The sequence below is a fragment of the Streptomyces sp. KM273126 genome (genome assembly GCF_004337435.2).
Classification (GTDB): domain Bacteria; phylum Actinomycetota; class Actinomycetes; order Streptomycetales; family Streptomycetaceae; genus Streptomyces; species Streptomyces acidicola.
The window spans coordinates 5,677,341-5,692,057 of the sequence record NZ_SJXB02000001.1; the positions used below are offsets into that span (position 1 = coordinate 5,677,341).

At 70.6% G+C, this 14,717-nt stretch carries 9 protein-coding genes; 6 read left to right on the top strand and 3 right to left on the bottom strand.

Going from position 1 to position 14,717, the window contains the following annotated elements:
- Positions 1–62 precede the first annotated feature (62 nt).
- Entirely contained in the window at positions 63–1,553 is a 1,491-nt protein-coding gene (locus E0500_RS24215) for a M1 family metallopeptidase (protein WP_131568818.1), read from the bottom strand.
- A 226-nt stretch (positions 1,554–1,779) separates the two neighbouring features.
- Between E0500_RS24215 and E0500_RS24220 the strand changes: the two genes are divergently transcribed.
- The 5 genes from E0500_RS24220 (at position 1,780) to E0500_RS24240 (ending at position 9,975) form a co-directional block, all read left to right on the top strand.
- Entirely contained in the window at positions 1,780–3,756 is a 1,977-nt protein-coding gene (locus E0500_RS24220; protein ID WP_131568820.1) for a Xaa-Pro dipeptidyl-peptidase, read from the top strand.
- A complete protein-coding gene (locus tag E0500_RS24225; protein ID WP_258572917.1) occupies positions 3,753–5,048 on the top strand; it encodes a M14 family metallocarboxypeptidase in 1,296 nt (431 codons plus the stop codon). The genes E0500_RS24220 and E0500_RS24225 overlap by 4 nt, the downstream gene beginning before the upstream one ends.
- A 188-nt stretch (positions 5,049–5,236) precedes the next feature.
- On the top strand, positions 5,237–6,856 hold the full coding sequence (locus tag E0500_RS24230) for a BCCT family transporter (protein WP_399119772.1): 1,620 nt from the start codon (positions 5,237–5,239) through the stop codon (positions 6,854–6,856).
- Positions 6,857–7,237: 381 nt separating this feature from the next.
- Complete coding sequence (locus tag E0500_RS24235; protein ID WP_131568828.1) at positions 7,238–8,260, top strand: oxidoreductase; 1,023 nt, start codon at positions 7,238–7,240, stop codon at positions 8,258–8,260.
- 74 nt (positions 8,261–8,334) lie between these two features.
- The gene (locus tag E0500_RS24240) at positions 8,335–9,975 is read left to right on the top strand and encodes an ABC-F family ATP-binding cassette domain-containing protein (RefSeq protein ID WP_131568824.1); all 1,641 of its coding nucleotides are present in this window, start codon (positions 8,335–8,337) and stop codon (positions 9,973–9,975) included.
- Between the two features lie 477 nt (positions 9,976–10,452).
- Here the strand turns inward: E0500_RS24240 and E0500_RS24245 are convergent, their stop codons facing one another.
- Both E0500_RS24245 and E0500_RS24250 read right to left on the bottom strand, forming a co-directional pair.
- Positions 10,453–12,828, bottom strand: a complete 2,376-nt coding sequence (locus tag E0500_RS24245) for a Tex family protein (RefSeq protein ID WP_181587114.1) — start codon at positions 12,826–12,828, stop codon at positions 10,453–10,455.
- Positions 12,829–12,988: 160 nt separating this feature from the next.
- A complete protein-coding gene (locus tag E0500_RS24250; RefSeq protein WP_131572167.1) occupies positions 12,989–13,855 on the bottom strand; it encodes an SCO6745 family protein in 867 nt (288 codons plus the stop codon).
- Here E0500_RS24250 and E0500_RS24255 point away from each other — a divergent pair.
- Positions 13,784–14,716, top strand: coding sequence for a GlxA family transcriptional regulator (locus E0500_RS24255; protein WP_399119775.1), 933 nt, complete (start codon positions 13,784–13,786; stop codon positions 14,714–14,716). The two genes, E0500_RS24250 and E0500_RS24255, sit on opposite strands and share 72 nt — an antisense overlap.
- Position 14,717 lies beyond the last annotated feature (1 nt).

The window sequence follows — 14,717 nt, forward strand, 5'->3', positions numbered from 1 at the left end:
GCGACAAGCCACGACCGGCCCGCGGTTCCAGGACGGACGGAAGCCCCCTAGCCCCCCGGCGCTCAGTGATCGTGCACAGAATTCGTCGCCGTGATCTTCGTCCAGGACTTCGGCGCCGTGACCCCCGAGCTCCGCAGGGCGACCCCCGCACTGCGCGCCGCAGGCGCCCCCGGCTTCGACGGCCTGAACAGCCATGTGTCGAACAGACCCGCCAGCGACCGCCCGGACACCTGCTCGGCATACGCCTGGAAGTCCCCGACCGTCGCGTTGCCGTAGGCGTACTTCGCCGGCCACCCCTTGAGGATCGTGAAGAACGCCCTGTCACCGATCTCGTTCCGCAGGACCTGGAGAGCCAGCGCGCCCCGGTCGTACACGGCGATGTCGAACTGGTGCTCCGGCCCAGGGTCACCGGGCTTGACCTTCCAGAAGGGATCCTCGACCGCGTGTGACGCGTACACGTGGTCCGCGAGCTCCTGTGCGGTTCCCTCGCCCTCGTGCTCGGACCACAGCCACTGTGCGTAGCGGGCGAAGCCCTCGTTGATCCAGATGTCCCTCCAGCCGGCGACGGACACGAGGTCGCCGTACCACTGGTGGGCCAGCTCATGGACGACCACGGAGACGTTCGAGCCGCCCGCGAACTGCCGCGGGCTGTAGAACGGCCGGGTCTGCGTCTCCAGCGCGTACCCGGTGGTCACGTTGGGCACATAGCCGCCGAGCGCGTTGTAGGGGTACGGCCCGAAGTACCCGGTGAGCCAGTCGGTGACCTCACCCGTGCGCTCGACGCTCGCGCGGGCCGCCCCGGCGTTGTCGCCCAGGTCCTTGCTGTACGCGTTGATGACCGGAATCCCGCTCTCGGTGCGCCCGGTCGTGATGTCGAACCTTCCGACCGCGAGCGTGGCGAGATACGTGGCCTGCGGCTTGGCGGACCGCCAGTTGTAGCGGGTCCAGCCCGCGCGTGAACTCGTCGACTGGAGCGTGCCGTTGGAGATCGCCTGGGTGCCGTCGGGCACGGCCACCGACACGTCGTAGGTGGCCTTGTCCAGCGGGTGGTCGTTGCTGGGGAACCACCACCAGGCCGCCTCGGGCTCGTTCGCGGCGACCCCGCCGTCCGGAGTGCGGTGCCAGTTGGTGAAGCCGTACGCCTGCTTCGACGACGGCACCCCGCGGTAGCGCACCACGATCGTGACGGGCGTGCCCTTGGCCAGGGGCGTCTTCGGGGTGATCTCCAGCTCGTGCTCGCCGGACCTGGCGAACGAGGCCTTGGCGCCGCCGACGCGCACTTCGCTGACGTCCAGCAGGAAGTCGAGATTGAAGCGGGACAGGTCCTGCGTGGTCCGGGCGAGGAGAGTCGCCGTGCCCTCCAGGGTGTCCGTGACCGGCTGGTACTTGAGCCGGAGGTCGTAGTGCGAGACGTCGTATCCGCCGTTGCCGTAGGCCGGGTAGTAGGGGTCGCCGATGCCGGGCGCACCGGGCTTGTAGTCGGCGGCCGATGCCGGGACCGTCAGCAGCAGGGAGACGGCGAGCGCACCCGGTGCGATCAGTCTGCGGTGCACGTGGGACTCCAAGTCGTAGGGTCACGAAGTCTGTCGGGAGCCTATGCATCCCCGGTGGGCCAGGAGGTGTCCACCGCCACGGCTGTCACTCGATCGCCATCCGCCTGACATGAGTGACCTCCTGCGACCCACCTTTCAAGCCACCGCTGACCGAAACCCATCTGAATCCTCATAAGCCCGATTAGGCCATCTTTTGCACGGGAGTTGACCGCAGTACCGTCCGCCCATGTCCCCACCTGCGCGCCGGAGGCGCTTCACGATATGGAGATCGCTCGCGACAGCGGCCACGGCCGCCCTGATCGCCACCTTCCTGACCCCGGCGGTGGCGACCAGCGCACCGGCACCGAAGGTGAGTGAGCCCGTCTACTCGTACGAGAACGCCATCCGTGAGTCCGTATGGGTGGACATCGGACTCGACGGCGACAGCGACGGCAGGCCGGACCGCGTCGCCGTCGACATCGTCCGGCCCCGGGAGCTCGCCCGGCAGGGCCGCAAGATTCCCGTGATCATGGACGCCAGTCCGTACTACTCCTGCTGCGGACGCGGCAACGAGAGCCAGCGCAAGACGTACGACGCGAACGGCAACGTCGTCCAGATGCCGCTCTTCTACGACAACTACTTCGTGCCGCGCGGCTACGCCTTCGTCGGCGTCGACCTCGCCGGCACCAACCGCTCAGACGGCTGCGTCGACGTCGGCGGCCCTTCCGACATCCAGTCCGCGAAGGCCGTCATCGACTGGCTGAACGGCCGCGCCAAGGGCTACACGACCCGCACCGGCACCGCCCGCGCCGAGGCCACCTGGACCAATGGCAGGACCGGCATGATCGGCAAGAGCTACGACGGCACCATCGCCAACGGAGTAGCCGCCACCGGTGTCGAGGGCCTCAGGACCATCGTCCCGATCGCCGCCATCTCCTCCTGGTACGACTACTACTTCGCCAAGGGCGCCCCGCTCTACGACTCCGGCCCCGACTGGCTGTCCGGCTACGTCGAGAGCCCCGACGCCCGCGCCAGGTGCGGAGCCGTCCAGCAGAAGCTCGTCGACGGAGCGCCGCGCACCGGGGACTGGACCCCGCTGTGGACCGAGCGCGACTACGTCAAGGACGCCAAGAAGGTGAAGGCCAGCGTCTTCGTCGTGCACGGCCAGCAGGACCTCAACGTCCGGCCGGGGCACTTCGGCCAGTGGTGGGACGCCCTCGCGAAGAACGGCGTCGAGCGCAAGATCTGGATCTCGGGGACCGGGCACGTCGACCCGTTCGACTTCCGGCGGGCCGCGTGGGTGGACACGCTGCACCGGTGGTTCGACCACGAACTCCTCGGCTACGACAACGGCATCGACGACGAGCCCATGGCCGACATCGAGCGGCACCCCGACACCTGGGTGACGTCGAGTGTGTGGCCGCCGCGGAACACCGAGGCCGTGAACCTGCGCCCGGACAAGGGCACCCAGGCCGGTGTCGGCACCCTCGGCCTGAGCCGTGGATCGGGCACCGAGACCTTCACCGACGACCCGCGGCAGAGCGAGACCGACTGGGCGGCCAGGACCGACCAGCCGACCCCCGACAAGGCCGGCTTCGTGACCAAGCCGCTCACCAAGGCGCTGCGTCTGTCAGGCTCCTCCAAGGTGACCGTCACCGCCACGCCCACGACCTCCACCGCCCATCTCTCGGCGGTCCTCGTGGACCTGGGCACGGACACCATCCGCGACTACGCCGACCCCGCCGAGGGCATCACCACGCTCACCGAGCGCACCTGCTGGGGTCCGAGTACGACCGGAGACAGTTCCTGCTTCAGGGAGACGCGGGCCAAGTCGGCCGACGTCGACTACACGGTCTTCAGCCGCGGCTGGGCCGACCTCGGCAACCACGCCTCGGATCAGACGGGCACCCCGCTGACTCCGGGCAAGCCGTACAAGATCACGCTCGACCTGCACGCCAGCGACCACGTGGTCCCGAAGGGCCACCGCCTCGCGCTCATCGTCGCGGGCACCGACAGGGGTCTGATCGACCCGCCGTCGTCCACGCCCACGCTGACGCTCGACCTGTCGCGCACGTCCGCGCGCCTGCCGCTGCTCGGTGGCGCCGACGCGTTCGCGGACGCGACGAAGGGTGCCACAGCCTCGGACCTCGCCACTCCGGACACATCCGTCCTGGACGGTGTCCGCGACCCGCATACCGCCCACCGCATCCCGGGAGCCGAATGAAAGCCCGTCCGCACCCCCGCACCGCCGCGATGATCGCCGCGGCCCTGACCACCGCCCTGGCCGCACCCCTGCTGTCGACCCCGGCGCAGGCGGCACCGGCCACGGACGCCCCACCGCGCACCGGGTTCGAGCAGACGGGCGGCGAGCGCTGGACCAGCCAGCCGGAGGAGCAGGACTTCCTGGCCGCCGTCGACGGGGCGAGCGACCGCGTCTCGATCACCCGCATCGGCACCACCAAGCAGGACCGCCCGCTGCAACTCGTCCGCATCGGGACGCGTCCCACGACCCGCACCGTGCTCCTGATCTGCAGCCAGCACGGCGACGAGCCCTCCGGGCGCGAGGCATGCCTCTCCACGGTCCGCGACTTCGCGTACGCGAAGGACAAGGCGACCAAGGACTTCCTGAAACGCACCACCGTGCTCGTCGTGCCCACCGCCAACCCGGACGGACGGGCCGCCGACACGCGCGGCAACAGCGACGGCGTCGACATCAACCGCGACCACCTGTCGCTGAAGACGGCCGAGGCGCGGGCGATGGCCGCCGTCATCCGCGACCGCAAACCGGATATCGTCTACGACCTGCACGAGTACGGCGCCACACCCGGGTTCTACGACAAGGACCTCTTCGACCTCTGGCCGCGCAACCTCAACACCGACGCGGCCGTGCACGAGGAGGCCGAGACACTGTCACAGGCGTACGTACGGCCCGCCGCACAGGCCGGCGGGTACACGACCGGCACGTACGGCATCTGGACCGACCCCGTCACCGGTGACCCGGTCAGGCAGGTCGCCGGGGACGGACAGGAACGCATCCTGCGCAACATGTCCGGCGTCAAGCATTCGGTCGGACTGCTCATCGAGAGCCGCGTGGAACCCCTGACGGACGGGACCGCGGAGCCGGCCAACAACCGGCGCCGGGTGAACTCCCAACTGTCGGCGCTGAAGGGCCTGTTCGGCTTCGCGGGGGAGCGCGGCGGGCAGGTCGACGCGGCGACCGCGGCGGCCCGTGTCGCCGGCTACCGGGACACCGGCCCGGTCTACGTCGGCGGCGCCGACAACGACCCGGCCGAGCCGGCCGAGGTGATCCAGAACCCGCCCTGCGGCTACCGGCTCACCGACGCCCAGTACACGGAGGTGAAGGACGAACTCGCCCTGCACGGCGTGCGGGTGCGCCACGACGGCGACGGCACCCTCGTACCTCTGCGGCAGTCGCTGCGCGCACTCGTCCCGCTGCTGCTCGACGAGCGGGCGCCGTACCGGCTGACGGTCGGGGAGCCCGAGACGGACTGCTGAAAAGATGAGAACCGCGTCACATGCGGAAGCCGGTTCCGGGCAGGAGAAGCTCAGTTCCAGCCGCTCGGCGAAAGGTTCCGCCTGTGACGCAAGAACAACATCGCACGCACGGCCAGCATGAGAGAGGCGCGCTTCCGGTCCCGGAAGCGCGCCTCCCGGGCGGCGAACGGCCGCAGACGGACCGCATCGTGTTCGGTGTGACCGCCGGCCTCACCCTGGCCTTCGTCCTCTGGGGCGCCATCTGGACCGACTCGCTCGAGGACGCCTCGGCCGGCATGCTCGGCGGGCTCATACGCAACGGTGGCTGGGCCTTCATGCTGGCCGCCTCCTGCTTCGTGGTGTTCGCCCTCTGGCTCGCGGTCAGCCGCTACGGCCGCATCCACCTGGGCGCGGAGGGGGAGAAGCCCGAGTTCCGCACGGTGTCCTGGGTCGCGATGATGTTCAGCGCGGGCATGGGTATCGGCCTGATGTTCTACGGTGTCAGCGAGCCCCTCTCGCACTACACCACGCCCCCGCCCGGGACCAGTCCCGAGAGCTCCGGTGAGCGCATGGAGACGGCGATGGCGACCACCCTCTTCCACTGGACGCTGCATCCGTGGGCGATCTACGCGGTGGTCGGCCTCGGCATCGCGTACAGCACGTTCCGCAAGCGCCGCCGCCAGACCATCAGCGCCGTCTTCACCCCGCTGATCGGCGCCAAACACGCGAACGGTACCGCGGGCCGAATCATCGACATTCTCGCGATCGTCGCCACCATCTTCGGCTCCGCGGCCTCTCTCGGCCTCGGCGCGCTCCAGATCGGCTCCGGCGTCCAGGAACTGGACTGGATGGACAAGGTGAGCACCGGACTTCTGGTCGCCATCATCGCCGTCCTGACCGTGGCCTTCGTCGCCTCCGCGGTGTCCGGCGTGGAGAAGGGCATCCAGTGGCTGTCCAACGCCAACATGGTGCTCGCACTGGTGCTCGCCTCCTTCGTGTTCGTCGCCGGCCCGACCATCCTGATCCTCGACCTGCTGCCGACCTCGGTCTTCTCCTTCCTCGGCGACCTGCCCCAACTCGCGGGCCGCACCGAGGCGTCCGGCGGCGAGGGCGTCGCGGACTGGCTGGGCAGCTGGACCGTCTTCTACTGGGCCTGGTGGATCTCCTGGACGCCGTTCGTCGGCATGTTCATCGCACGCATCAGCCGAGGCCGTACGATCCGCCAGTTCGTGGGCGGCGTGATCCTGGTCCCCAGCACGGTCAGCCTCGTCTGGTTCGCGGTCTTCGGCGGTACGGCCATGAAGCAGCAGGAGCGCGGACAACTCGGTGAGGAGTCCACCCCCGAGGGCCAGCTCTTCGCCGTGCTCCAGAACTACCCCATCGCCACCGTCACCAGCCTGCTCGTGATGATCCTGGTCGGCATCTTCTTCGTGTCCGGCGCCGACGCCGCCTCCATCGTGATGGGAACGCTCTCACAGAAGGGCGCGCTCGAACCCGGCCGGTTCGTCGTCGTGTTCTGGGGCATCGTCACGGGAGCCGTCGCCGCGATCATGCTGCTCGTCGGCAGCGGACAGGGGGACGCGCTCACCGGCCTCCAGAACCTCACGATCCTCGCCGCCGCGCCCTTCGTCCTCGTGATGATCGGCATGTGCGTCGCCCTGATGCGTGACCTGCGCCGGGATCCGGTCATCGTGCGCGAGGAGATGGCCTCCGAGGCCGTCGAGAGCGCCGTCATCGTGGGTCAGTCGAGGTACGACGGCGACTTCGAGATCAAGGTCGGTCCCGGCCAGGGGTCGGAGACGGAAGGGGACCCGATCGGCAAGCCCTGAGTTTCGCAGCGTCGCAGCTTCGCCGAGGGCAGGGGAGAACTGCGGGCCGGCGGGTGGCCCGCAGCCACCCGCGGCCCGGGGGCGGGCGCGGGTGCGTCGTGCGGGCCGGTGGGCGGCGGCCCGCCGGCGCGTCGCGGGTGGTCCGCCCACGTGGCGGCCCACGTGGCGGCCCACGCGGCGGAGCCGCATGCCGACGTGGCCCGGCACCGCTTCAGGGCCGGGTCCAGTCACGTCTCGACGCGCACGCCCCCGACCTTACGTACGCCCCTCTCCTCGGGCCGGTGCGCCGCCTCCTGGCTCCGTGACGCGATGACATCGACGGAATGTGTCATGCCGTGCTCACATTGCTCCCGCTCTGGGGATACTCACACCATGTCTGCCATGTCCGCCGAGTACGCGACCTTCGGCCTGGCACCGGCGATGCGTGCCGGTGGCGTCCTCGCCAACGGTGACTTCCAAGTCCACCGGGACTTCGTCGACTTCATAGTCGACGGACGCCCGCTGCTGTTCCAGCTCTCCGACCTCGACGCCGTCTCCCCGCTCGCCTCCGACATCCCGCCCGCGATCTTCACCGCCCAGGTGCGCAGCCTGCTCCTGGAGGCCGACGCCCCGCTGACCGACGGCCGGTACGTCATCTACGGCTGCCCCGAGTGCGAGGACCTCGCCTGCGGGGCCGTCACGGCCGTCATAGAGCAGGACGGCGACGACTACGTGTGGCGCGACTTCGCCTGGCAGACCCAGGAGACCGCCGATCTGGAACAGAACGGCTACCACGGCATCGGACCGTTCCGCTTCCAGGGCTCCGAGTACCGCAGCGCGCTGCGGTCCCTCCTGAGCGGAGACGACGCCTCCGCCCGCCGCCGCGTGCTCCTCATCGGCGCCCGTGTCGCGGTCCTCGCCAAGCTCGCGGCGGCCCTGCGCACCATCGGCATCGGTGCGGACATCACCCACGACCCCACCGAAGTGCCCGCCGACGAACTGCGCACCTACGGCGCGGTGGCCTTCGGCCGGGCCGTGGGTGAGGAGGAACGCGCCGCCGTACGGGAAGCGTTCGAGAGAGCCGGGGTCGAGGTCGCGTACGTCGACGGGCTCGCCCCGATCATCCCGCTGCTCGTGGCCCAGATCGAGAACGCGCTGGACCGCAGCCCGTCGGCCCAGCGGCGCCTGACCCGGCTGGTCGCCGCCGACGGCGAGGCGGGCGTCGAGGTCACGTCCACCTGCCGGGTACAGGTGACCGTGTACCGTCTGGACCGTCTCTACCGCACCCACACGTACGAGGTCTTCGACGGCATCCTCCCGGCGGGCCGCCATCGCATCGCACTGAGTGGGAAGGCCCTGAAGGGCGAGTCCTTCGTCGTGGCGCGGTCATCGGGGAGCGTGTTGGTGGAGCCGATGGTGCGCTGAGGGGGCGGGCGGTCGAGGGCCCGGTTCGCTTTCGGTTGGGACCGCATGTCCCGTGGTCGTTAGGATCGCCCCCTGTGACCGCCACCCTCGTCGTCAAGAACCTCTCCGCCGGACACGGCGACCGCTCCCTCTTCTCCGGGCTCGACCTCGTCGTGGCGCCCGGCGACGTGATCGGGCTCGTCGGTGCCAACGGTGCGGGCAAGTCCACCCTGCTGCGCATGCTCGCCGGGCTGCTCGCGCCGGAACAGGGGGAGCTGCGGCTCTCCCCGCCCACCGCGACCGTGGGCCATCTGCCCCAGGAGCCGGAACGGCGGGAGGGCGAGACGGTACGGGAGTTCCTGGCGCGCCGTACGGGCGTCGCCGCGGCCCAGAGTGCGATGGACGAGGCGACGCAGGCGCTCGTCGACGGAGCGCCCGGCGCGGACGACGCGTACGCGACGAGCCTGGAGCGCTGGCTGGCCCTGGGCGGCGCCGACCTCGACGAGCGCGCGGAGGAAGTCGCCGACGCACTGGGCCTGGGGGTGAGCCTGGACCAGCTGATGACGGGCCTCTCGGGCGGCCAGGCGGCGCGGGCCGGCCTGGCCTCCCTGCTGCTGTCCCGCTACGACGTCTTCCTCCTCGACGAGCCCACCAACGACCTGGATCTGGACGGCCTGGAGCGACTCGAACGATTCGTGAGCGGCCTGCGCGCGGGCACCGTCGTCGTCAGCCACGACCGCGAGTTCCTGACCCGCACGGTCACCAAGGTCCTCGAACTCGACCTGGCGCAAGGCCAGATCAACCTCTACGGCGGCGGCTACGAGGCCTACCTGGAGGAGCGCGAGACCGCCCGTCGGCATGCGCGCGACGACTACGAGGAGTACGCCGACAAGAAGGCGGCACTCCAGGACCGCGCCCAGATGCAGCGTTCCTGGATGGACAAGGGTGTGAAGAACGCGCGCCGCAAGGCGAGCAACGACAACGACAAGATCGGCCGCAAGTTCCGCAGCGAGGCGAGCGAGAAGCAGGCGGCCAAGGCCCGGCAGACCCAGCGCATGATCGAGCGGCTGGACGTCGTGGATGAGCCGCGCAAGGAGTGGGAACTGCGGATGACCATCGCGGCCGCCCCGCGCTCGGGCGCGGTCGTCGGGACCCTGCGGGACGCCGAGGCGCGCCGCGGCGACTTCGTGCTCGGCCCTGTGTCCCTCCAGCTCGACTGGGCGGACCGGGTGGCCGTCACGGGCGCGAACGGTGCGGGCAAGTCGACGCTGCTCGGGGCGTTGCTGGGCCGTGTCCCCCTGGACGCGGGCCACGGCTCCCTGGGCTCCGGAGTCCTGGTCGGCGAGGTCGACCAGGCCCGTAGGCTGTTCCACGGCTCCGAGTCATTGCTGGACGCGTTCTGCGCGGCCGTACCGGAGACCGAGCCGGTCGAGGTCCGCACCCTCCTGGCCAAGTTCGGACTGAAGCCGGACCACGTGATGCGCGCGGCGGCGAGCCTGTCCCCGGGCGAGCGTACGAGGGCCGCGCTCGCACTGCTCCAGGGCAGGGGCGTCAACCTCCTGGTCCTCGACGAGCCGACCAACCACCTCGACCTCCCCGCCATCGAACAGCTGGAGTCGGCACTGGACTCGTACGAGGGCACGCTGCTCCTGGTGACGCACGACCGGCGAATGCTGGACGCGGTACGGGTGACGAGGCGCTTCGAGGTGACGTCGGGGAAGGTGACGGAACGCTAGGACGCGCCGTCGTCCCGTCCCCTGGGGGGCTGCCGCCCCCAGACCCCCGCTTGTTCGGCCTGAACGGCCTCGTCCTCAAACGCCGGACGGGCTGGGGGTGCCTGGCGTTGGCTGAAAATCCTCAGCCGAAAGATCCCGGCCCCAGCGGGAAGTTCCCAGTCCCAGCAGGAAGTTTCCACTCCCAGCGGAAGTTTTCCCAGCCTCAGCCGGAGGATCCCGGCGTCAGCGGAAGTTCCCAGCCTCAGCCGGAGGACCTCGGCGTCAGCCGGAAGGTTCGAGCTCCGGTCGGCAAATCCAGCCCCTCCGGCGTTTGAGGAGCGGGGGCCCGGGGGCTGGCCCCCGAACGGGGTCCGGGGCGGAGCCCCGAAACCCGGGGTCCAAGGGGTCGCAGCCCCCTTGGACGGGGTCGCAGGGGCGGAGCCCCTGGTGATGGGACGGGTAGGGGCGGCGGGGGCGAAAAGAACCCCCGCCGAAACCTCACCGCCGCTTGGGATCCACCAACCCCGCCCGCCGCAAGGCATCCGCCATCGCACTGTTGGCCGGCGAAGGCGCCTGACGCGCCCCGCCACCCCCACCGCCACCACCACGCCCCTGCCGCTGCCGCTGCTGAGGCGCCCGCCCCCCACGCTGCTGCTGCCGCCCACCGCCGGAGGAGGAGGCCGCCCCCTGCCCGGCCGCCTCGTCGTCCAGCCGCAGCGTCAGCGAGATCCGCTTGCGCGGGATGTCGACGTCCAGCACCTTCACCTTGACGATGTCACCGGGCTTCACCACGTCCCGCGGGTCCTTGACGAACGTCTTCGACATCGCGGAGACGTGCACGAGCCCGTCCTGGTGGACACCGACGTCCACGAACGCACCGAAGGCCGCGACGTTCGTGACGACACCCTCCAGCACCATCCCGGACGACAGGTCGGAGATCTTCTCGACGCCCTCCTTGAAGGTGGCCGTCTTGAAGGCCGGCCGCGGGTCGCGCCCCGGCTTCTCCAGCTCCTTCAGGATGTCGGTCACCGTCGGCAGACCGAACGTCTCGTCCACGAAGTCACCCGGCTTCAGCGACCGCAGCACCGACGTGTTGCCGATCAGCGACGCGACCTCGGCGCCCGACTGCTTCACCATCCGCCGGACCACCGGGTACGCCTCGGGGTGCACGCTCGACGAGTCCAGCGGGTCGTCGCCCCGGATCCGGAGGAAGCCCGCGCACTGCTCGTACGCCTTCGGGCCGAGCCGCGCCACGCCCTTCAGGTCGGGGCGGGACCGGAACGGGCCGTTCGCGTCGCGATGGGCCACGATGTTCTCCGCGAGGCCGGACGAGATGCCGGAGACCCGGGCGAGCAGTGGCGCGGAGGCGGTGTTGACGTCGACGCCCACGCCGTTCACACAGTCCTCGACCACCGCGTCCAGCGACCGCGACAGCTTCACCTCCGACAGGTCGTGCTGGTACTGCCCGACACCGATCGACTTCGGGTCGATCTTCACCAGCTCGGCGAGCGGGTCCTGGAGCCGGCGCGCGATCGAGACGGCACCGCGCAGCGAGACGTCCATGTCGGGCAGCTCCTGCGAGGCGAACGCCGACGCCGAGTACACGGACGCGCCCGCCTCGGACACCATCACCTTGGTGAGCTTCAACTCCGGGTGCTTGATGATGAGTTCACCGGCGAGCTTGTCCGTCTCGCGCGACGCGGTGCCGTTACCGATCGCGATCAGCTCGACCGCGTGCTCCTTGGCGAGCCGCGCGAGCTTGGCGAGGGCCTCGTCCCACTTGTTGGCCGGGACGTGCGGGTAGATGACGTCGGTGGCGACGACCTTGCCGGTCGCGTCGACCACGGCGACCTTCACGCCCGTACGGAAACCCGGATCGAGCCCCAACGTCGAACGCGTGCCCGCGGGGGCGGCGAGGAGCAGGTCCCGCAGGTTCGCCGCGAACACGTCGACCGCCTCGTCCTCGGCGGCCGTCCGCAGCCGCAGCCTCAGGTCGATGCCGAGGTGCACGAGGATCCGGGTGCGCCAGGCCCAGCGGACCGTGTCCTTCAGCCACTTGTCGGCAGGGCGCCCTCGGTCGACGATCTCGAAGCGGTTGGCCACGATGCCCTCGTACGACGACGGGCCGTCCGTGGGCTCCTCGGGCTCCAGGACGAGGTCGAGGGCCTCCTCCTTCTCGCCGCGCAGCATGGCGAGGATGCGGTGCGAGGGCAGCTCCGTGAAGGGCTCGGCGAAGTCGAAGTAGTCGGAGAACTTCGCGCCCGCCTCCTCCTTGCCCTCTCGCACCTTGGCGGACAGCCGCCCGCGCACCCACATGCGCTCGCGCAGCTCGCCGATCAGGTCGGCGTCCTCCGAGAACCGCTCGGTGAGGATCGCCCGCGCGCCGTCCAGCGCGGCCTGCGGGTCGGCGACGCCCTTGTCGGCGTCCACGAACGCCGCTGCCGCCGCGAGAGGCTCGACGGCCGGGTCGCCCAGCAGCCCCTCGGCCAGAGGTTCGAGCCCCGCCTCGCGGGCGATCTGCGCCTTGGTCCGCCGCTTCGGCTTGAACGGCAGGTAGATGTCCTCCAGCCGCGCCTTGGTCTCGGCACCGCGGATCTGCGCCTCGACCTCGGGCGTCAGCTTGCCCTGCTCGCGCACCGAGTCGAGGATCGCCGTACGCCGCTCCTCCAGCTCCCGCAGATAGCGCAGCCGCTCCTCGATCGTGCGCAGCTGCGCGTCGTCGAGCATCTCGGTCGCTTCCTTGCGGTAGCGGGCGATGAAGGGCACGGTCGAACCGCCGTCGAGCAGCTCCACCGCGGCCTTGACCTGCCGCTCCCGTACGCCGAGCTCCTCGGCGATCCTGCCTTCGATGGACCCTACGAGGGGTGTCGTCACGATCCCGTACCGCCTTCTTCACTGAGGTTGCGCGGCAATTGTGGCAGGCGACACCGACAACGGCGGAGCAGGGCGTGGTTATACGGTCAGCGCCGGCGCCCCCGTCCACCGCGCCGCGCCGCCCCCGAGGTATCGCCCAAGGCGCGGAATTCCCGCCGCCTCAGCCCTTGCCGAGCATGCCCTCCGGGAACGCGCCCGCCGCGAGAAGCGTCGCCAGCAGCGCGCCTCCCAGTTCGGTGAGCCGTTCGACGCCCGCGGCGCCGAGGTGCTCGTACGGCGCCAAGTCGAGCCGGTCCGTCTCGTTCTCGATCTCCTGGCGCAGGGCGACGCCCGCCTCCGTCAGCTCGCCGTCGGAATCCAGCACGCCCCGCTCCCGCAGCCGTTCCTCTGCGGCATCCCAGTCGTGCCGCGTCCAGCCGCGCGTCCGCAACGCCCACTTCGGCGCCATGCCCTTGCCCGTCGCGGTGTGGCTCACCAGGGCCTCCACCGGGTCGAGCCCCGCGTCGAGCAGTACTGTCAGATGGCCGTCGCCCCGGTGCTCGCGCAGCAGCGTCGCAGCATGCCACAGCGCGAGGTGCGGTTCGTCCGGCACCGGCAGGTCGGCGTGCGCGGCGTACAGGGGGCGTGCGGTCCTGACGCACGCCTCGACCGCGCGCAGCGCCAGCCCCGCAGCCTCGGCCAACTCCTCGGTGGCGAGCACCTCCTCGCCGAGCAGCCGCCGCAACGTGGCGTCCACGGCACGCGCGCGTGCGGCGAGTACGACCGACGGGGACGCGCTCTCCCACACAGCGGGCACGTGCCGCGCCACCAGCTCGTGCCGGAAGTTGTAGAACGTGGCCGTCACCACGCCCGCGCCCACCGGTCCCAGCGCGGCGGCCCGCACCGCCAAGTACGCCGCACCGGGGTCCTCGACCCCCACAGCGGCCAGCTCGCGCCCGAGATCCGGTGAGAAGTAGTGCGTCGAGTGGAGGGGGTTGAGGACGTTGTGACAGCGCCGGCCGGCCCGCTCGGGGAGAGGTGTGGTCATGGCGTAGAGGTTACTGACTGGTTGGTATGCATGAAAGGCCGGGGGTGTCGCACTCTCCCCCCACCCGGCCACGGCAGAAAAGTCACAGCAGAAAGAGTCATGACAGAAGAACCGTGGCAGAAGACCCATGGCGGAAAAGGTGGGGAATCCGTCATTGCGGCCACCGCCCGGCCCGCCAAGAATCGAGACATGCGAACCGTCCTGGTCTGCACCGGCGCGATCCTGCTTGCCGAGGCGGGCCTCCTGGACGGCCGCCGGGCCACGACGCACTGGGCGTACTGCGACAAGCTCGCCCGGGACCACCCGGAGACCGAGGTCGACCCGGACCCCATCTACGTACGCGACGGAAACGTCGCCACCTCCGCCGGCGTCACGTCGGGCATCGACCTCGCCCTCGCGCTCGTCGAGGAGGACCTCGGCCGCGACACCGCGCTCTCCATCGCCCGCCACCTGGTCGTCTTCCTCCGACGGCCCGGCAACCAGGCCCAGTTCAGCGCCCAACTCGCCGCGCAGACGGCCCGACGGGAGCCGCTGCGCGAGGTCCAGCAGTGGATCACCGAGCACCCGGGCGACGACCTGACCGTCGACTCACTCGCCGCCCGCGCCCGTCTCTCGCCCCGCCACTTCGCCCGCGCGTTCCAGGCCGAGACCGGCATGACACCCGGCCGGTACGTCGACCGCGTCCGCCTCGAACACGCCCGCCGGCTCCTGGAGGACACCGCCGACGGCGTCGAGGAGATCTCCCGGTCCTGCGGCTACGGCACGCCCGAGGCCATGCGGCGCGCCTTCCTCAGGACGCTCGGCGCGGCCCCGGCGGAGTACCGGCGCCGCTTCCGCCCGGCACCCGCCCCCACTCGCTGAG

What these genes read in the sequence shown, in the direction of transcription:
- E0500_RS24235 (WP_131568828.1), top strand. Translation starts at nt 7,238, where the DNA reads ATGTCCGCCGAGTACGCGACCTTCGGCCTGGCACCGGCGATGCGTGCC.
- E0500_RS24220 (WP_131568820.1), top strand. Translation starts at nt 1,780, where the DNA reads ATGTCCCCACCTGCGCGCCGGAGGCGCTTCACGATATGGAGATCGCTC.
- E0500_RS24225 (WP_258572917.1), top strand. Translation starts at nt 3,753, where the DNA reads ATGAAAGCCCGTCCGCACCCCCGCACCGCCGCGATGATCGCCGCGGCC.
- E0500_RS24250 (WP_131572167.1), bottom strand. Translation starts at nt 13,855, where the DNA reads ATGACCACACCTCTCCCCGAGCGGGCCGGCCGGCGCTGTCACAACGTC.